Raw genomic sequence first — 16676 nt, forward strand, 5'->3', positions numbered from 1 at the left:
TATCCTCCTCATTTGACAAACCTATGTATCAGGAAGTTTGTTCAGAGTGAACTGGATGCCTGAATGAGAAGCTTGGCCAACATTTCGTAGTCCGTCGATTGCCCATCGCGAATTTTGATCCACTTTCTTTCGGGAGGACCTTCGAAACCTTTCGGTAACTCAAGATCGGCAACGTTAAAGATCATAAAGTTGATCACGTCCTTTGAAGGCGTGATTACCGCGGCGTATTTCCCGTTTTTCAGAAAATGCGGCTTTTTGTATTGAATACGTTCTTCGACGTCCGGTATGGCTTGATGGATCATTTGACGGAGTCGATTGCTAACCTCGACCTGCCAAGGTACATTGATGTTTTCGATAAATGCGGTTACTTCCTGATTCATGTGTTCTCTTTCTCCTTTCTGATTTGAGTTTGATGCTTTCATTAGTTGTCGCACCCATGATTTATATATACCACATTAGGAATATTCCTGTAAAGGGATGTTTAGAAAAAACGTCACCGATTTCATCGATCATGAGTCCCGTCTAACAGGACTTCCGAACCTTTTTGCAGATCTTGCGCGAGCACGTTCGACTTCGACCTCTCGATTGCGAGGCGCAGTATTGGTTACGAGCGATTCCATCAGATTCCGGGCCACCACGGCTACCTCCATGACGGCACGATTAAATGCCGCCTCGTTCGCCTTCGATGGCTGATTAAAGCCCGAGAGCTTTCTAACGAATTGCAGTGAGGCTGCTTGGATTTCATCATCGGTAACAGGAGGGTCAAAGTTAAATAGTGTCTTGATGTTTCGGCACATAGCTTTCTCCTTTGGCTTATCGCTAGTATTGCAATCCATTTATCTCGATTGTACCCATACATTAACGATTATTCAACAGACGGCAACTCGGAAGGAACCCACATCTTGGTTACGTCGATTCCACGTTCATCGCGCATCTTTAGGTCGCGAAGGAAGTCAAGGAACCCAACCTCAGGTTTCCAGCCAAGTAGGAGAGCCGCTTCCGAGAGGTCATGCTGTTCGACTTGTTCAGGAAGGGATAGATTATACTTTTCAAGAAGCTTGCGCGATCCGGGTACATGTTCTTCGCACCAAGCCGGTCCGAGATTACGAAAACCACGAATCACCTCTTCAGGCATTCCGTGCTTTGTATGAATAATCGTGCGGAAAAGGCCAATTCGCTGCTCTAATGCCGCTTTTATAGATGCCACAGTTGCAGATGCGATATCCCTCCGGTCTACTCCATTACGCAGCAAGCGTTCGCCAAATTCCAAGTATGGCCGCGGAATAAACTCATGATAGCGAAGCATGGCGATTGACGCATTTGTCATTTCGTAATATGCCCGGCACAGCTCTTCGCCAATAACTTTCGTAACGCCGTAAACGGACCCCCAGCCATAAGCCATGGATGAAGCGTATACGATCGATTTGATTCCCTCTTCCCTGCAGGCTTCCAAGACATGAAACGTACCGTCAACGTTGACAGCAAAAATCGTGTCGTCACTGACTGGAGGATTATGAGCACAATGCCAAGCGGCAAGGTGAATGACAGCGTCAACTCCATCTACGGCGCGGCGTACGTCTGCAGGAGTACGGGTGTCGCAACGTACAAATTCAACTGCTTTCAAATCTGCCGCTGAAGAAGGAAACACGTCTGCCATACGAACAGTAAACCCTGCATTTAGAAGCGCCCGGGAGACGGCTTGTCCGCCATTCCCGGAAGCGCCGGTTACAAGTACTTTCATGAAAGATCCCTCACCTTGAATTCAAATTAGTATTCTAAGTTTACGATAATGCATCACGAATCAATCCTTCATTTGTGCATTCCTTAATGAACGTACCAAAATTATATTTGGGATAATATCCGAGTTCTGCTTTCTCTTTAGATAAATCTGGCGCTTCCCATTTATCAGGCAGGGATAAACGATAATTTTCAATGATTTCTTTCGCTCCTGGGTAGACTTTATCCAGAACTTCTATCGAGGAGTCTGGATAAGCGCGTCTATCGTTGTCGGATAATAAATCCTCTCGAACAATATGATAAGCACCGAAAGTTTGCTTGCAGTTTACGGCCAACTCAACAGCTTCAAGGACATCACGGCGATCTACGCCGCCATGCAGCAACTCTCTCCATAATGCCGGAAATCCTTGTAAGGAGTAAAATCGCTCGGTCGCAGCATGATTACTTCCAACCCGTGTTTATCATGGTAATATTGGCATAATTGCTCACCTATTTTTTTCGTGTACGCATAGAAATCGTTTCCATAAACCGACATGCTCGACAACCAGACGACACGCCTAACCTTGTTTCGCAGCGCTGATTGAAACATGTTAAACTTTCCGGTGACATTCAGATCATAAAACTCTTTTTCCGAGAATGTCCCCATATGGATTCCATGGTAAGCCGGGGTATGAACGATCACGTCCGCTCCTGCCGCAGCTAAATCTAACGCCCCATCTACACGTATGTCCGCCCGAAAGTAAGGTGCCGAAGTGTCCATTTCACCTACATCGGATAAACTTAAATCATATTTCGAAGCCAGTCTTTCAGCAGATCCCGAACCAACGCTTCCAGAAGCGCCTGTGATGAGTACTTTCACCTTTTACACCTCCATAATTCAATTACCCCACTCACCGACATTATAATAAAAGCAATAAAGTTTTATAAGTACTGAATAGATAGCAAGTAAGTAACCTATAGGTAACCAGAGTCAAAGGTCATAAGGGAGCAGAAGCGCCGGTTATTTCGATGGCGTCTGCAATGGTAAATTCCATGAAAAATTAGGATTATTGGAGTAAGTATAATTAAAACCCTCCAGATCAGAAAATGATCTAGAGGGCTAATGTATTCATTCTAAAATCTAATTCTTCATTTAAATCGTTGGCTTAACTTCTGCTGCCTGCGGGTTGAGGATTTTAACTAGCATGATTGAAGCATCCGTTAAAATTTCAACTCCGTCATGAAGCGATAGATCGGAAACTAGCAATTGGTCACCGATACCGAGCTTGCTAATATCGACTTCGAATGCCGCAAACAACTTATCCGGCATGCAACGGATTTCCACTTCGTGAACCTCGATTTGAAGGATACCCCCTTCTACGATTCCAATAGGGTCTCCGGAAAAATGGATCGTCGCTTTCGTATCAATGCTTTCGTTCATATTGATCTGGTGAAAATCAACGTGAGTCCATTTTCCAGTTAACATATCCTTCTGAATCGCTTGAACAAGAACAGGGTGTTGACCACGCTCCGCGATTGTAGCTTGTAAGATAGCTTTAGGATTTTTCTTCAGGGCAGCGAACAGTTGTTTACCGTTTACTTCAACCGGGATACTTGTAAGCCCAACTCCATATACGACGGCAGGAATGAAACCTTGCTTTCTCAGTTGTTTCACGTGCGAAGAGGGAAGATTAGAACGATCCGTTAATTGGATTGCATTACTCATTGCTTTAGCCCCCTCATGAATTCACATAAGCTTAACACTGTTATTCATGAATGTACAACGATCACCACAATTGACAGATTTTGAATCGGATGCTATTGTTTAAAGACGAAATCACATTCGACCAAATTAATTATAATATCATATCACATTTTGTAAATCAACCATTTTCTAATCAGCTGAATATCCGCTTCCACGCCAGAAATAAAGTCACTCTTTATTTCTTTTTTTTATTGTTTTGATATGGAATTTTTTATTATTTTAGGAGGTTATTGGATGGTTGAAAAATTAAACAAGAAGAATGTGGCCTTTCTGGGAACCTTTCTCCCCCGGGAATGCGGTCTAGCTACTTTTACTCAGGACTTGATTAATGAACTAGAACTGATAAGCGACTTCACTCCGCCTCGCGTCATCGCCGTTAACAACAATTCAACTTATGCCTATGGCAAAAAAGTGATGATGAACTTCAATCAGAATCACAGATGGGAATACATTAGGATTGCTTTGGAATTAAATCGTTCCAATGTTGATCTCCTTGTCATCCAACACGAATTCGGGATATATGGCGGCGAAAGCGGAGATTATCTGCTTGATCTTGCAGAGAGGTTGACCATTCCTTTTATCGTCGTCTTCCACACGGTTTTAACAGCTCCGACTCCTAAGCAATTTCAGATTGTCGCGCGTCTTGGCGAATTAAGCTGTCGCTCCATTACCATGGCACAAAGCACGGTTACGGATCTTCATACGATTTATGGAATTGCGACAAATAAAATCAGCATGATCCATCATGGAGTTCCAAGAGTCGATACCGAATCCAGGGAACGGCTTAAAGCTCGCTATGGGTATGCCGATCGTCAGATTGTTTCCACATTCGGCTTCTTAAGCCCGGGTAAAGGTATCGAATATGCCATCGAGGCCATGAGTGGAGTTAAAGCCAGTCATCCCGACGCTTTGTATATCGTTTGGGGCAAGACACATCCTGTGGTGAAACAGGAAATCGGTGAAATATACCGTCAGAAGTTAGTTGATCTAGTCTCCCGGCTAGAATTAGAAAATAACGTAGTATTTGTCGATAAGCTGTTAACGCAAGAAGAAGTTGTTCAATCTCTCGTTCTATCAGACATCTATTTGACTCCATATCTTGGCAAGGAACAAGCGGTTAGCGGTACGCTTGCCTACGGAATAGGTTATGGAAGAGTTATCATCTCTACCCCCTATCGTTATGCAACGGAAATGTTAGCGGATGGCCGAGGGCTGCTCGCCAACTTCCGCGATCCGAAGTCTTTGGAGACGAGTATTCTGGACATCATGGATCATCCTGACAAGAAGAAGCGCATGGAACAAAAGACTCTTGATCTCGGACGCACGATGATGTGGAACAAAATTGCCAAACAATATGCCGCGCTCATTAGGGAATCAGTCAAATCCCAATTTGAGATTCAGGGGAGTGTGATTTAATGGAGAAACTTAAAATAAAGCCATTGCAATCAGAATATCTGCGTAGATTAACCGACGACACCGGTATTTTCCAACATACCAAATTCGGAATACCCGATCGCAGCAAAGGCTACACGACCGATGATAATGCACGGGCATTGATTGCCGCTGTCATGCTGCACGGAAATAGCGAAGATGAGGGTTGGATTGATCTAATAACTACCTATTTATCCTTTGTCCATCATGCCCAGAATGAGGATGGAAGCTTTCGGAACTTCATGGATTATAACCGCAATTTCATTGAAAACATTGGCTCGGAAGATTGTTTAGGTCGATGCGTATGGGCACTCGGATTCGCGCTTTCGGAGCCTGCCGTTCCCGATAACCTCCTTAATAGCTGCAGGTATATGATCAATCAAGCGCTTCCTCGCGTCGCTGAGTTGCGCTCTCCAAGAGCAATGGCCTATGCAATTATAGGACTTAGTTATTTGCTCGAAACAAAAGACTCCCTATCCTATGCCTTTCCTTATCCTTATATAGAAAAAAGCGAAGAAGCTTTCAAGTTCCTGCCGCACAAACGAATACGAGAAATAGTCGAGGAAATGGCAGATCGTCTTCAATTGCAGTATGACCACTACGATAGATCGGATTGGCATTGGTTTGAGGACAGCATCACTTACGGTAACGCCATGCTGCCTTGGGCTCTGTTCAAAGCATCACGAATAAGCGGCAGAAAGGATTTGCGTTATACGGCCAAGTCGAGCCTTGATTTCCTTGCATCGCTAACCTTCACATCGGATGGTTATTTCAAACCCATCGGCAGCAACGGCTGGCTTGTCCGTGGCGAAGAGGCGGCATTGCATGACGAACAGCCGATTGAGGCTTGCGAAATGCTTCTTGCTTTTCATGAAGCTTATGAAATTCTAGGAAGTCCCTCCTACTTTAATAAGGCTAGCCTTTGCTTGGACTGGTTTCATGGCCGCAATTCGAGCAAACAATCCATGATCGATCCGCAGACTGGCGGTTGCTATGACGGTATACATGCCGACGGATTGAACCTTAATCAAGGCTCGGAGAACATCATCTCCTATTGCATCGCACATACGGTGATCCACCATGCATAAGTTCGTGACGATCTTAGCAGGTGGCGGCGGTACAAGGTTCTGGCCTTTATCCCGGCAAGAAATGCCCAAGCAATTATTAAACATAAGCGGTAACGATATTATGCTCAATGACACAATAGGCAGGTTTAACGGTGTAATTCCGCTGGAAAATACGATAGTCGTAACCAATTCATCGCAAGCCGTACAGTTGGAAAGCATTATGCACATTAGCGTACCCGCAAGCAACATTCTGGTTGAGCCCCTAGCGCGCAATACAGCGGCAAGCATCCTCTACGCGGCCTTATTCATTAACCAGAAATTCGGTGATTCCTTAATGGTTGTATCTCCTTCCGACCATCATATTACGGATGAGACCAAGTATAAGAAGACGTTAACCGAGGCATGCTCCGTCGCTGAAGAAACGGATAAGATCGTAACGATCGGCATCAAACCGACCTTTCCTTCAACCGGCTATGGCTACATCTCCCACTCAGGCGGCACGTATATGACCAAGCCTTGCAACGTTTATGAAGTAGTTGAATTCGTTGAGAAGCCGAGCTTCAATGTTGCGCAAGAATATTTGTCTTCGGGAAATTATTTATGGAACAGCGGAATCTTCATATGGAAAACATCGGTTATTATCGATAATTTCAAACGTTATCTCCCTAGACTTTATAAAGCGATGCTGCCCCTCGTCGATGATAGCGATCGTGATCATCAGAAAGATATCATTCGTGAAATCTACCCTAATCTTCAAAGTACTTCTATCGACTACGGAATCTTGGAGCGCAGTGATGAAGTGGTCGTCATCCCCGGAGATTTCGGATGGAATGACATCGGAAGTTGGGATGCTCTTGGCGCAATCATTCCTCCGGATGAATTCGGCAATATTGTTAAAGCGAAGCATGTAGGTATCCAGACAAAGAACTCCATCATATATGGGGAAGAAAGACTCGTTACCACGATAGGCATTGACGGCTTAATCATAGCGGATACGAAAGACGCACTATTAATCTGCTCGAAGGATAGAGCCCAAGACGTGAAAGATATCGTTGTCCTGCTGAAAAAAAGCGGAATGCGGGAATATATATGACGTTCATTCAGTCCTTGGATCGCTGTCCATAATGAGATGTCCTTGCTCAAGTTCAATCTCATAGAAGCCTGCCATATCCCGGGCCTGGAAATCGATCGTCTTGTTGCTGCCCATCACAATAATATTCCGGATGTCAATCTCATCCGTCGCCGGCAAAGAAAAAGCCATTATGTAAGCATACGTTTCTCTAAGCGTCGTATGAATGGCGTTGATTAGTCTGTCATTCTTTGGTTTTCCCATTAGATTCATGATTATAGCTCCCCTTGAGTCGAGCTTGTCCAAAGTCATTTCGAAAAACTCGAGTGATGTTAAATGAAGCGGAGTTCCCCTATTCGTGAAAGCATCCAAGATTATATAATGAAATGCTTTAGATTGTTCCTTCCTAAGGATCTCGCGCCCATCGCCTACAACGACATTATCCTTGCGGTACCCAAAGAAACGCTTGCTTAACTCCACTACTCTCTCGTCGATTTCCGCTACTGTAAATCGCTTATCCGGGTAATGGTTGGCGATCGTCCCAATCCCGTGGCCAATGACAAACACGTTATCGAACGACGGATCGTTGAACTCCATTAAATGTATAATGGCTCTCTGATATTTAAGCACGATGCGCTTCGGATCCTTCAAGTCTATTGCACCTTGTATCGCATCATCTGCAAACTGCATGCAACGATATTTCCCCATCTCCCCATATAACTGGGCAGCATCGTAAACCATAATCTCATTAAACAAGCTGAGCTCCTTAGCTAGTTGATGCAAATCATCGATCTCCTTAGCCCATTTTAAATTGATTTGTAACCATTTGAGCCTAACACAATACTCTGTATAGACAAATGACTATTTTTAAGCGGAGGTTATGTTATGGATCGTGGATTTTTTCCCGGCGGCGGTTTTGGTGGAGGGTTTGGCCGTCCCTTCTTTCGTCCGTTTCGCCATCCCTTTTTCCCTAACCGGTTTTTGTTCCCATTTTTCTTCTTTTCCCCGTTCTTCTTTCCCTTCTTCAGAGACGGTAAATCGGATGACATGTTATTCGCGCAGCACCAAGCTCAACATGGCGACACGTTAGCAGCGGTAGGCCACAGGTATAACATCCCTCACTCCATTCTGGAGGAGGCCAACCCGCACATTGCCAACCCGAATCAATTGAATGCCGGAGATATCGTATACGTACCTCGTATTTCTAATATGGTTTGCCAAAAAACGTATACGGAGATGCCGGTTTCCGCGCAGCAAAATCAGCCGATGTACCAGGGACAGCGGGCATAAGAAAAATCGCCCTGCATACTGATTTGACAGCATGCAGGGCGATTGGTTCCCGAGGAAACTATTTAGGGGTAGGGAATATCCGTTGAATCATTTCGCTGAATTCTTCAAAAAAACCGGAAACGGGTTTTCCTTCCCGAACTTTATTTACATAGCCATTGACGCGACTGATAAAATCCGGATTTGTTGAAACATAAACGTTCTGGACATTCGGATCAACCGCTCTAACTTGCTGTGCAATCCGATTTTCTATTTCATGTGAAAGTTGTTGATTATTTACTAACATCGCTGCTACGTATGCATTTCGTTTAGTCACCAATACGTTGGCTTGCCGGACTCCCTTTATCTGCGTTATTTTTGCAGCGGCTTTATCGGCCACCCGAATCCGATGATCAACGGTTTCTCGCGGATTTGTAATCTGTTGTTGACTTAGAGTTCCAGGATTATGGATGGTTTGTTGCCTCATTTGATTGCCTTGATAACTTTGATTGTTCGTACATCCCGCAACTAATATACATAAGGTTGTTACCGTAAAAATAATTATTTTTTTCAATTTCCTGTCACTCCTCGCAATGGGTTTGTCATTAGTTTCTCGATTTTTGAATGATTTAACCCTTCGGCTTTACGACCAAAGCTGCAAGAAACGAGAAAATAATCGCGGCTGAAATTCCCGCGCTCGTTACCTTAAAGATCCCCGTGATGACTCCAATCCATCCATCTTTTTTTAATTCTTCTAAGGCTCCATGGACGAGCGCATTGCCAAAGCTGGTAATAGGAACAGATGCCCCGGCGCCCGCGAATTTGATAAACGGATCATAAAGGCCGACACCGTCCAATAGGGCACCTAACACCACCAGAAGCGTCATCGTATGAGCCGGAGTCAGCTTGAACACATCGAAACAGATTTGTCCGAATATGCAAATCGCTCCTCCGATAATAAAAGCCCATAAAAAAATCATCTTTTACCTCCGCTCTCAATGCATACGGCATGAGCGATACAGGGAATGCTTTCGCCTTGCTGGAAGGAAAGGGGCGATAATAAAGCACCGGTCGCCACGACAAGAATCCGGTTCAATTCCCCTCTGCGCATTCGTTTCAACAGATGTCCATAAGTAACGACGGCGGAGCATCCGCACCCGCTTGCGCCTGCTTGCACCGTCTGTTTTTCATAATCGTAAACCATCATGCCGCAGTCTTTATATTCGGTTTGCTTGATCGGAAACTTATGCTTTTCAAACAGATCGCAGGCAATTTCGTACCCGACCTTAGATAGATCTCCGGTAACAATCAAGTCGTAGTAATCCGGTTCGATATGCAAGTCGCGGAAGTGAGCTTCGATCGTATCGACGGCAGCAGGGGCCATAGCCGCACCCATATTAAACGGATCCGTTAGTCCCATATCGACAACCCTGCCGATCGTAGCTGCGGTCACCGCCAATCCTTTGCCTTCATGAGAAATAACGGAAGCGCCGGCGCCCGTTACCGTAAATTGCGCCGTAGGCGGTTTTTGCGAACCGTATTCCGTAGGATATCGGAATTGTTTCTCTACGGAAGCGTTATGGCTGCAAGCACTAGCCAGTACATACTTGGCGGAACGGGAATTTACGATCATTGCCGCGATCGCCAGACTTTCCATGGAGGTAGAGCAGGCCCCGAACACTCCGAGATAGGGAATGGCTAATGTTCGCGCGGCAAAGCTGCTGCTAATGATTTGATTCATCAGATCACCGCCAACAAAGAAATTAACCTGTTCTTTGGTCAATCCCGCATTCTCGATAGCAAGCTTAGCGGCTTCCTCCAATAATACCTTCTCCGCTTTTTCCCAGCTTTCCTGGCCTAACATTAAATCCCCGTGGATAATGTCATAATCGTTCGCCAGCGGGCCTTGCCCTTCGAACGGACCGACAACGGTAGCGGCAGCTTGTATGATCGGACGATTTTCAAATTTCCAGCTTTGGTGTCCTATGAGCATGATTAGTGCCCTCCTACTGCATTAGGATTGAACAGGAGATGAACAACGCCGACAATAAATGCGGCAACCGTTCCGAAAACAATGACTGGACCGGCAATCTCGAACATTTTCCCGCCAACGCCCAGAACAAGTCCCTCGCTGCGGTGTTCGATAGCCGATGAAGCCATTGAATTGGCAAACCCTGTCACGGGAACGGCAGAACCGGCACCTGCCCATTGACTGATTTTATCGTATACGCCCAAACTGGTTAAAATGACGGAGAGCAGAATCAATACGGCAATCGTAGGATTAGCCGCCTTTTTCTCGTCAAATCCGCCCCAATGTACAAACATTTCCTGTATCGCTTGTCCAAATAGACAAATCGTACCGCCGGAAATAAACGCGCGAATGCAATTCTTGAACACAGGCCTTGCCGGTTCTCTTTTGTTAGCGAATTCTTGGTACTCCTGTTGAACGGGTGTTAAGTTCTTTTTCTTGTTATTCGCCACAAGAACTCTCCTTCATCGATGAAGTACGGGTTTCAAATCCGCAACGATTTCACTCATTTGATTCGCGCATCGTTCGTACATCTCTATTGCTTTTTTATTTTTCGTGGTTAGCCCGAACAACATAAGATCGGCTTCGCACTGCTTTAAAGTCGCGAATAACGCCGCCTTCTTCTGAGGCAATGGCACTTTGATTTCGTCGTCAAATAAATCCACGCTTAATTGACCGTACGAATCGACTTGTCCAAGATAGACATTTTCGATTGCCGCACCCAATTTTTCTAATTCCGTATTCAGCCATTCTCGGCTTAACCCGATAGTGGCGAGCGGTTCGTCCATAATTTTTCCGTCCATGATAACCATTTGCGGCTCTTGCTCGGGTGCGACTTTGATTCCGAGGTGTTTAGGGGTTAGCGGTTGATTTTCCCGAGTTAACAACACGTTAATGTCTCCGCTTGGCTCCATGATCGCAAATTCTACGTCAGCCAATTTAAATGCATTTTTTTTCCTCAATTGCTCCATCAGCTCATCGGAAGTGAGTCTTTCTTTTTTTAAATTATCTTCCAGAACTTTCCCGTCTTTAATTAAGATTCTTCCTTTGCTGTCAATGAAATCCCTTGCTTTTTTACTTTTTATTTGCATGAATGCCATTCCCAACGAAACAAGTGCCCAAACGAATACGGCAACCAAACCGATGTACCATTTCCTGTCCGTATCCAAAGAAATGTAGCCGATAATGTTACCGATCGCAATTCCCGTGATGTATTCAAACATAGACATCTGCGATACTTGTCTTTTCCCTAAAACCTTCGTAAAAATGAATAATGCGCCAACCGCAATAAAGGTTCGATAAGAAATTTCATACCATTCGGGCACGCAAGATCCTCCTCTAATCATCTTGGCTGTTACGTTATAAATTGTTTGTCGAATTCGCCAATATTATGAAACGCAGCGCAAGGAACATTTATCCAATCTTGGAATAAAGAATGGGTTCAGTGCGCTCATAATAAACGGTTGCCAGTTCGATAATAACGTCGTTGTAAATAGGAAGATCATTGGAGGAGGTGATATCGTGACAGTAGCATCGCAAGTAAAAACATGTGTAGCTTCGTTAAAAAGCGCTCAAGCAAGTCTTGAGCAATTTGCTTTGGAAACTCAAAATCAAGAAGCAAAAACCCTTTTTACGAATGCGGCCAGCCAAACCGATCAAATATTGCAGCAATTGGAAACCCGCGTACAACAATTAGAAAACGAAGAACCTCAATATAAAGGTTTCTAATACGTATAGTTCTTCTATTGCAAAAGACGTTCCGAATTTCGGAACGTCTTTTGCAGTTAATATAGTAGATATTATCCTTGATGGCGCTTGATAAAGCGTTCCGCGTCATACTGATCAGATTTTATCTATCTTTATGCAAGACTGTTTAGAACAAAATTGCTTAAGTCCATCCCATCTTCCCCAAATACAACCTTTGCATCTTTGAGGCTGTTTGGGTTGAATGATCAACGTATCTAATTTGGACAATTTCTCCACTCCTAAACTAAGGGATTATATGTGGCAATATCCGTAGGTTTCGCTAGTTTAACGATTTCGATTCAAACAACATAAAAGGATTTACATTTGCGAATGATACCTTTGATTGCCGATGCATGGATTGGAGGTACAAGATATGCGAATATTGATTATATTCATTTTGGGGCTTTTTATTTTTTCAATTGCCTTGCCTGATGTTCCTGCGGCGAGACTCGTCTCGACTGCAACCGCATCACCTGCGGTAGAAGATGGAAATAATATTCAGTCTAAGGCTTTTCGTTCTGGCAGAGGGAGCTTTCGATCGCCTAGAAGCGGCTACACAGGGGGTACTCGAGGGGGCGTTACCAATGGAAGAGGACAAAGGCCGGGTGCTAACACTCCTGTCAATCGAGCGCCCGGGCCGACTAACCGATTTGGCGGTATTTTCGGCGGATTTCTTGCAGGAACCCTTCTCGGCAGCTTGTTAAATCCTTTCGGGTTCGGAGGGACTGGAGGTTTCTCGTTTATTGGTTTGATCTTCTGGGGCGTAATCCTTTATTTCGTTTTCCGACTACTCCGCAGGTTGTTCAACCGCGCCAGGTAATTGCCGTTGAAATGAGGATATAAAAAACCATCACGATAGCAGCGATGGTTTTTATGCGATTGCATTTTAGTTAAGCCGGTTCACTGACAGGCTGCGGGGCTTTTTTACCGAAGGATAGGAAATATAAGAGCGCACTCGCTACGACAACTAAGCTTAATATCAGAATGAGATTGCCGTACAAGTATGCATCCGGGTCCGAAATGAAAGGATGCAACTGGAAAGCGAACAGCTTTTGTTCCATCGCTTTGGCGACTAGAGCCGTCACAACCGCTCCGGAAATCGTCGAAGTCATATTAAACAGACCCATACCGACGCCGATTTGGTGAACAGGCAATATTTGCGTTACGGTTTCCGTTAATGCAGTTTGTACGAATGAAAATCCGATATACATCATGATTAGAGCAACGCCGATATACCACACCCAAAGCCCGATGGATGAAGATTGCAGCATAAGACTAATCGCGATTAAGGCCAGCCCCAGGTAAACGACGTAATGGCTTCCTCGTTTCACCGTCAAATTGCCGGCAACTCTGCCGAATATAACCGCGCTAATGGCACCCGGAAACATAATAAGTCCGATATTCTCCGTGTTCAGACCATACATTTTATTTAACATGAGCGGGATGACGAACATCACGGAGATCACGGTACCGAATATAAGAAAGCCGATGATGAGTGCGCTCCTGTATAATGGATTGCTGAAAAGCGAGGGATCGACAAAAGGTTCCTTCGCTCTGCGGATTTGAACGATAAATAGAATAAGAGCCGCGAAAGCTACTAACAAATATGTCCAGCTTGTCTCTGTCGTAAACAAAATCAACATGGATACTACAATGCCAAGCAGCACCGCGCCAACATAATCCAATTTTCCCGATCTGCGTTGTTCATTCGGCAGAAACCTTTTGAAAAACGGAATAGCGACAATAATGGGGAGCGGAACTAGAAACAAATAGGACCAGTGGAACGATCCTGCGATATATCCGCCAAGTACCGGACCGATTCCAATCGCGAAAGATACGGTCGAGGTTAAGATGCCAAACATTTTCCCCCGTTCTTCCACCGTGAAGAATCGGGCTACCATGACGAAGATCAATGCCGGGATAGCGGATCCGCCCGCCCCTTGGATAGCCCTGGATAGAATGACGGCGGGGTACCAAGATTGCATCACAAAGCCCAGAATAGAACCCAAGCCGTAAACGATAATTCCGATCGTAATCAGTTTTTTGATGCTATATATATCGGAAAGTTTACCGAAAATGACCATTCCCATGCCAAAGACGATAAAAAAGATCGTAACGACCCAGCTTACGCCGGAAGCATCCAGTTCGAACTGCTTGGCAATGCTAGGGATGGATACGTTAAATACCGATTCGTTTAATACGGCAAAAAAGATGACGAAATAAATCCAAGGCACGCATTTCTTTATTTCGGAGTTGTCAGACACAGTTTGGGTATTACTCTCCACAATATTCATCTCTATAACTTCCTTTCTTATAAAACAATTATCAGGATCCCCCTATTCTAGCATGTAAGCTATGTTACGGTTTCTTATCGATTGCTATGTTGAATAACCCGACTGAGGAAATTATTCATCAGCAAGGGAATGGAAATCAGGATAGGAGGATCGTCCAGTCGGGGTAAATGGAGCATAACATGTTGATGCGGGACGGAGGAATTGGGTCGTACAATGATGGGCTCCTTCGATCGGGTGCGTAAGGTTGTCTGCGGAAGTAGGAAGTCCATAACCTGCATCCCCCAAGAAACCGATGTAGCCATAAGGTAATAGGTGCCAGGCTTGACGCCGGTTAAACTAAAATCCCCCAATGAAGAAACCAGTGTTCCGTAAAGGGGAAGCCCTTCAGGAATCGGTTTGGCAAACAAGCCGATCAGTATGAAGCCAGAGAAAGGTATCGTCGCTCGAACGGTCCCTTCTATTCTCGCATAATGATTATTAGCATGTTGCGAATCACGCCAGTCGGTAAGCCTCTGCAAGTCACGGAAATGATTGTCCGCCTGCAGCGCCGAGTTCCGAAAGTCGGACGGCGTCACGCCTACCCGCTCGCTGAATCGGGTGGTGAAGGTTCCTAGGCTCTGTTGCCCAATCTCCAATCCGATATCTCGAACATTCATATTCGTTTGCAGCAGCAACTCTTTGGCCCTTTGCAATCGGAGCGAAGAAACATAATAAAGGGGCGTAACGCCGATTCTCTCCTTAAATATGCGTGTAAAATGAAACGGACTATAACCTGCATATCCAGCTAATCGGGAAAGCAGCAGCGGCTCATAGATGTTCTGATGAATATAAGCGATCACTTCGTCTATTTCTGAATACCGGTCCGTCACAGATTTTGCACCAACTTTCCGTCCATGTCCTTTATGCTAGCCGATTCGGAAATTCCAGAACAAACGTTCGCAGTAATATTACCACACTTTTCATGGATAGGAAATAACCTATATCATTGAGACTCCACACGGCTAAAGCCGTGGGATTCTTGGGTGGTAGTCGAAAACGCATTTCTGCTTTCCGTAGTTCCCCCAAGTTTAGGGCTGTCTCATCAGCCCATCCTAAGACAGTGCGCTTTAGCATCTCAGGCTGACAGACTGTTACCATCTGTCACAGGTTGGCGCATGATATTGATGGCTCCAACCCGATCTCGGTGCGCTTGAAACCTGCAAGAACAACGGTACGTCCGATCAATGGCTTTGTTTCGCTTCTCGCATGCAGGACAAGTTTGCGAAGTATAGGCAGGATTCACTTCGAAGACTTTGATGCCCGCTAATGCGGATTTGTACGCGATAAACTTCTGCAATTGATAGAAGGACCAATTGTGCAGGTTTTTGGCGTTTTTACGACTTGTTCTTGTCGTCTGGCGAATGTTCGTCAGCTTCTCGATTTTGATGACCGATACTTGCTGCTTAATCGCCATATTCACGATCTTCCGGCTGATTTTATGGTTTTGGTCTGTCATGTAGCGATGTTCTTTGTTTTCTTGTTTACGGATGGCGGAAAGTTTTTTGAGCCTGCCCAGCTTCCTTCGGCGCGCTATGAACTTGCGGCGGACGTACTTGTTTTGTCTGCCGTTGCCGACAAACTTTGTTTTACCGGTTGATGTGACAACGACCGCAGGTACTTTCAACCCTAAATCTATGCCCATCATGGCATGGCCCAGCGCTTGTTTGGGTTGCTTCTCTACGGAAATTTGAACGTACCATTTACCCGACTTCTCGACAACCTTCAATAACCCCAATTTTCCGCTTGCAAGAAGGCGTTGCTCTCGTTCAGTTATACAGGATGTTACCGTTAGTCGCCGTACTTTCCCACCCTTCATGACCGGAAAAGAAACCGCGTTATCGCCAATCGAATAGTTCTGGTTATTGATGTAGTAGACTCTGCGAACCAGAACGGGACGTTTCCCGATTTTTATCGTTTTGTTATGTATGCTTCGGGCGTCTCTAATCGCTTGATTCCTAACTGCCGACGGGAGATTGGCTATTACATCTTTTGAAGTTAGCTTTGGAAATGTACCGATTGTCTTTGCATACTCGGTTAATTGATTGACCGTTTCCATATATTCTTTTCCAAGTTCACGCAAAAGGGCTGGATTGTTAGGAAAAATACGAATTTGAACGGTTACGGTTTGCACATGTTCACCCCCGTCTTGTTTCATCCATTATACCAAACGCATGTTCTCATTTAAATGTTCTGTTCTTGATAAATTACGGATTAGTTTGAATTTTTGATATTGTAGCGCATCGTCGAGATGTAG

The 16676-nt window shown here is 44.9% G+C and carries 21 protein-coding genes; 6 read left to right on the plus strand and 15 right to left on the minus strand.

The window, feature by feature from the left end:
- Positions 1 to 41: 41 nt before the first annotated feature.
- From K7P76_RS26345 to K7P76_RS26370, 6 genes are all read right to left on the minus strand, one after another.
- Positions 42 to 380, minus strand: coding sequence for a DUF1801 domain-containing protein (locus K7P76_RS26345; RefSeq protein WP_232189055.1), 339 nt, complete (start codon positions 378 to 380; stop codon positions 42 to 44).
- Positions 381 to 509: 129 nt separating this feature from the next.
- On the minus strand, positions 510 to 797 hold the full coding sequence (locus tag K7P76_RS26350; RefSeq protein WP_232189056.1) for a DUF2277 domain-containing protein: 288 nt from the start codon (positions 795 to 797) through the stop codon (positions 510 to 512).
- 68 nt (positions 798 to 865) lie between these two features.
- The gene (locus K7P76_RS26355; RefSeq protein ID WP_232189057.1) at positions 866 to 1741 is read right to left on the minus strand and encodes an NAD-dependent epimerase/dehydratase family protein; all 876 of its coding nucleotides are present in this window, start codon (positions 1739 to 1741) and stop codon (positions 866 to 868) included.
- Positions 1742 to 1781: 40 nt separating this feature from the next.
- A complete protein-coding gene (locus K7P76_RS26360) occupies positions 1782 to 2120 on the minus strand; it encodes an NAD-dependent epimerase/dehydratase family protein (RefSeq protein WP_232189058.1) in 339 nt (112 codons plus the stop codon).
- Entirely contained in the window at positions 2102 to 2596 is a 495-nt protein-coding gene (locus K7P76_RS26365; protein ID WP_232189059.1) for an NAD-dependent epimerase/dehydratase family protein, read from the minus strand. The genes K7P76_RS26360 and K7P76_RS26365 overlap by 19 nt, the downstream gene beginning before the upstream one ends.
- Positions 2597 to 2869: 273 nt before the next feature.
- Entirely contained in the window at positions 2870 to 3442 is a 573-nt protein-coding gene (locus K7P76_RS26370) for a 50S ribosomal protein L25 (protein ID WP_232189060.1), read from the minus strand.
- Between the two features lie 273 nt (positions 3443 to 3715).
- On the opposite strand from K7P76_RS26370, the gene K7P76_RS26375 reads away from it, so the two are divergent.
- Genes K7P76_RS26375 through K7P76_RS26385 form a run of 3 tightly spaced genes read left to right on the plus strand, consistent with a single transcriptional unit; the run spans position 3716 to position 7072 of the window.
- Positions 3716 to 4897 carry a glycosyltransferase family 4 protein gene (locus K7P76_RS26375; protein WP_232189061.1) on the plus strand — a complete coding sequence of 394 codons (1182 nt, stop codon included), beginning with the start codon at positions 3716 to 3718 and terminating at the stop codon, positions 4895 to 4897.
- Entirely contained in the window at positions 4897 to 6000 is a 1104-nt protein-coding gene (locus K7P76_RS26380; RefSeq protein WP_232189062.1) for an AGE family epimerase/isomerase, read from the plus strand. Before K7P76_RS26375 ends, K7P76_RS26380 begins: the two co-directional genes overlap by 1 nt.
- Positions 5993 to 7072, plus strand: coding sequence for a mannose-1-phosphate guanylyltransferase (locus tag K7P76_RS26385; RefSeq protein WP_232189063.1), 1080 nt, complete (start codon positions 5993 to 5995; stop codon positions 7070 to 7072). The genes K7P76_RS26380 and K7P76_RS26385 overlap by 8 nt, the downstream gene beginning before the upstream one ends.
- A gap of 3 nt (positions 7073 to 7075) precedes the next feature.
- Here the strand turns inward: K7P76_RS26385 and K7P76_RS26390 are convergent, their stop codons facing one another.
- Positions 7076 to 7789: a spermidine synthase gene (locus K7P76_RS26390; protein WP_232189133.1), complete on the minus strand. Its 714-nt coding sequence runs from the start codon at positions 7787 to 7789 to the stop codon at positions 7076 to 7078.
- A gap of 144 nt (positions 7790 to 7933) precedes the next feature.
- Here K7P76_RS26390 and K7P76_RS26395 point away from each other — a divergent pair, with 144 nt between their 5' ends.
- Complete coding sequence (locus K7P76_RS26395) at positions 7934 to 8338, plus strand: LysM peptidoglycan-binding domain-containing protein (protein WP_232189064.1); 405 nt, start codon at positions 7934 to 7936, stop codon at positions 8336 to 8338.
- Between the two features lie 58 nt (positions 8339 to 8396).
- On the opposite strand, the gene K7P76_RS26400 is transcribed toward K7P76_RS26395, so the two are convergent.
- Genes K7P76_RS26400 through K7P76_RS26420 form a run of 5 tightly spaced genes read right to left on the minus strand, consistent with a single transcriptional unit; the run spans position 8397 to position 11668 of the window.
- Positions 8397 to 8888: a YhcN/YlaJ family sporulation lipoprotein gene (locus K7P76_RS26400; protein ID WP_232189065.1), complete on the minus strand. Its 492-nt coding sequence runs from the start codon at positions 8886 to 8888 to the stop codon at positions 8397 to 8399.
- 55 nt (positions 8889 to 8943) lie between these two features.
- The gene (gene spoVAE / locus K7P76_RS26405; RefSeq protein WP_232189066.1) at positions 8944 to 9294 is read right to left on the minus strand and encodes a stage V sporulation protein AE; all 351 of its coding nucleotides are present in this window, start codon (positions 9292 to 9294) and stop codon (positions 8944 to 8946) included.
- A complete protein-coding gene (gene spoVAD / locus K7P76_RS26410) occupies positions 9291 to 10307 on the minus strand; it encodes a stage V sporulation protein AD (protein WP_232189067.1) in 1017 nt (338 codons plus the stop codon). Before spoVAD ends, spoVAE begins: the two co-directional genes overlap by 4 nt.
- A 2-nt stretch (positions 10308 to 10309) precedes the next feature.
- Entirely contained in the window at positions 10310 to 10795 is a 486-nt protein-coding gene (gene spoVAC / locus K7P76_RS26415) for a stage V sporulation protein AC (RefSeq protein ID WP_232189068.1), read from the minus strand.
- A gap of 12 nt (positions 10796 to 10807) precedes the next feature.
- Entirely contained in the window at positions 10808 to 11668 is an 861-nt protein-coding gene (locus K7P76_RS26420) for a DUF421 domain-containing protein (RefSeq protein ID WP_232189069.1), read from the minus strand.
- Between the two features lie 196 nt (positions 11669 to 11864).
- Between K7P76_RS26420 and K7P76_RS26425 the strand changes: the two genes are divergently transcribed.
- Both K7P76_RS26425 and K7P76_RS26430 read left to right on the plus strand, forming a co-directional pair.
- Complete coding sequence (locus tag K7P76_RS26425; RefSeq protein WP_232189070.1) at positions 11865 to 12071, plus strand: DUF1657 domain-containing protein; 207 nt, start codon at positions 11865 to 11867, stop codon at positions 12069 to 12071.
- Positions 12072 to 12462: 391 nt separating this feature from the next.
- Positions 12463 to 12909, plus strand: a complete 447-nt coding sequence (locus K7P76_RS26430; protein WP_232189071.1) for a hypothetical protein — start codon at positions 12463 to 12465, stop codon at positions 12907 to 12909.
- A 70-nt stretch (positions 12910 to 12979) separates the two neighbouring features.
- Here K7P76_RS26430 and K7P76_RS26435 read toward each other — a convergent pair whose 3' ends face one another.
- The 3 genes from K7P76_RS26435 to K7P76_RS26445 form a co-directional block, all read right to left on the minus strand.
- Positions 12980 to 14383 (minus strand): MFS transporter, encoded by a 1404-nt coding sequence (locus tag K7P76_RS26435; protein WP_232189072.1) that lies wholly within the window; start codon positions 14381 to 14383, stop codon positions 12980 to 12982.
- Positions 14384 to 14457: 74 nt separating this feature from the next.
- On the minus strand, positions 14458 to 15252 hold the full coding sequence (locus tag K7P76_RS26440) for a helix-turn-helix domain-containing protein (RefSeq protein WP_232189073.1): 795 nt from the start codon (positions 15250 to 15252) through the stop codon (positions 14458 to 14460).
- Between the two features lie 245 nt (positions 15253 to 15497).
- Positions 15498 to 16577 carry an RNA-guided endonuclease InsQ/TnpB family protein gene (locus K7P76_RS26445; RefSeq protein WP_373692510.1) on the minus strand — a complete coding sequence of 360 codons (1080 nt, stop codon included), beginning with the start codon at positions 16575 to 16577 and terminating at the stop codon, positions 15498 to 15500.
- Between the last annotated feature and the right edge of the window lie 99 nt (positions 16578 to 16676).

Source organism: Cohnella silvisoli (genome assembly GCF_021190915.1).
GTDB lineage: Bacteria > Bacillota > Bacilli > Paenibacillales > Paenibacillaceae > Cohnella > Cohnella silvisoli.

What these genes read in the sequence shown, in the direction of transcription:
- K7P76_RS26345 (WP_232189055.1), bottom strand. Translation starts at nt 380, where the DNA reads ATGAATCAGGAAGTAACCGCATTTATCGAAAACATCAATGTACCTTGG.
- K7P76_RS26350 (WP_232189056.1), bottom strand. Translation starts at nt 797, where the DNA reads ATGTGCCGAAACATCAAGACACTATTTAACTTTGACCCTCCTGTTACC.
- K7P76_RS26355 (WP_232189057.1), bottom strand. Translation starts at nt 1,741, where the DNA reads ATGAAAGTACTTGTAACCGGCGCTTCCGGGAATGGCGGACAAGCCGTC.
- K7P76_RS26370 (WP_232189060.1), bottom strand. Translation starts at nt 3,442, where the DNA reads ATGAGTAATGCAATCCAATTAACGGATCGTTCTAATCTTCCCTCTTCG.
- K7P76_RS26375 (WP_232189061.1), top strand. Translation starts at nt 3,716, where the DNA reads ATGGTTGAAAAATTAAACAAGAAGAATGTGGCCTTTCTGGGAACCTTT.
- K7P76_RS26380 (WP_232189062.1), top strand. Translation starts at nt 4,897, where the DNA reads ATGGAGAAACTTAAAATAAAGCCATTGCAATCAGAATATCTGCGTAGA.
- K7P76_RS26385 (WP_232189063.1), top strand. Translation starts at nt 5,993, where the DNA reads ATGCATAAGTTCGTGACGATCTTAGCAGGTGGCGGCGGTACAAGGTTC.
- K7P76_RS26390 (WP_232189133.1), bottom strand. Translation starts at nt 7,789, where the DNA reads ATGGTTTACGATGCTGCCCAGTTATATGGGGAGATGGGGAAATATCGT.
- K7P76_RS26395 (WP_232189064.1), top strand. Translation starts at nt 7,934, where the DNA reads ATGGATCGTGGATTTTTTCCCGGCGGCGGTTTTGGTGGAGGGTTTGGC.
- spoVAE (WP_232189066.1), bottom strand. Translation starts at nt 9,294, where the DNA reads ATGATTTTTTTATGGGCTTTTATTATCGGAGGAGCGATTTGCATATTC.
- spoVAD (WP_232189067.1), bottom strand. Translation starts at nt 10,307, where the DNA reads ATGCTCATAGGACACCAAAGCTGGAAATTTGAAAATCGTCCGATCATA.
- K7P76_RS26430 (WP_232189071.1), top strand. Translation starts at nt 12,463, where the DNA reads ATGCGAATATTGATTATATTCATTTTGGGGCTTTTTATTTTTTCAATT.
- K7P76_RS26435 (WP_232189072.1), bottom strand. Translation starts at nt 14,383, where the DNA reads ATGAATATTGTGGAGAGTAATACCCAAACTGTGTCTGACAACTCCGAA.
- K7P76_RS26445 (WP_373692510.1), bottom strand. Translation starts at nt 16,577, where the DNA reads ATGAAACAAGACGGGGGTGAACATGTGCAAACCGTAACCGTTCAAATT.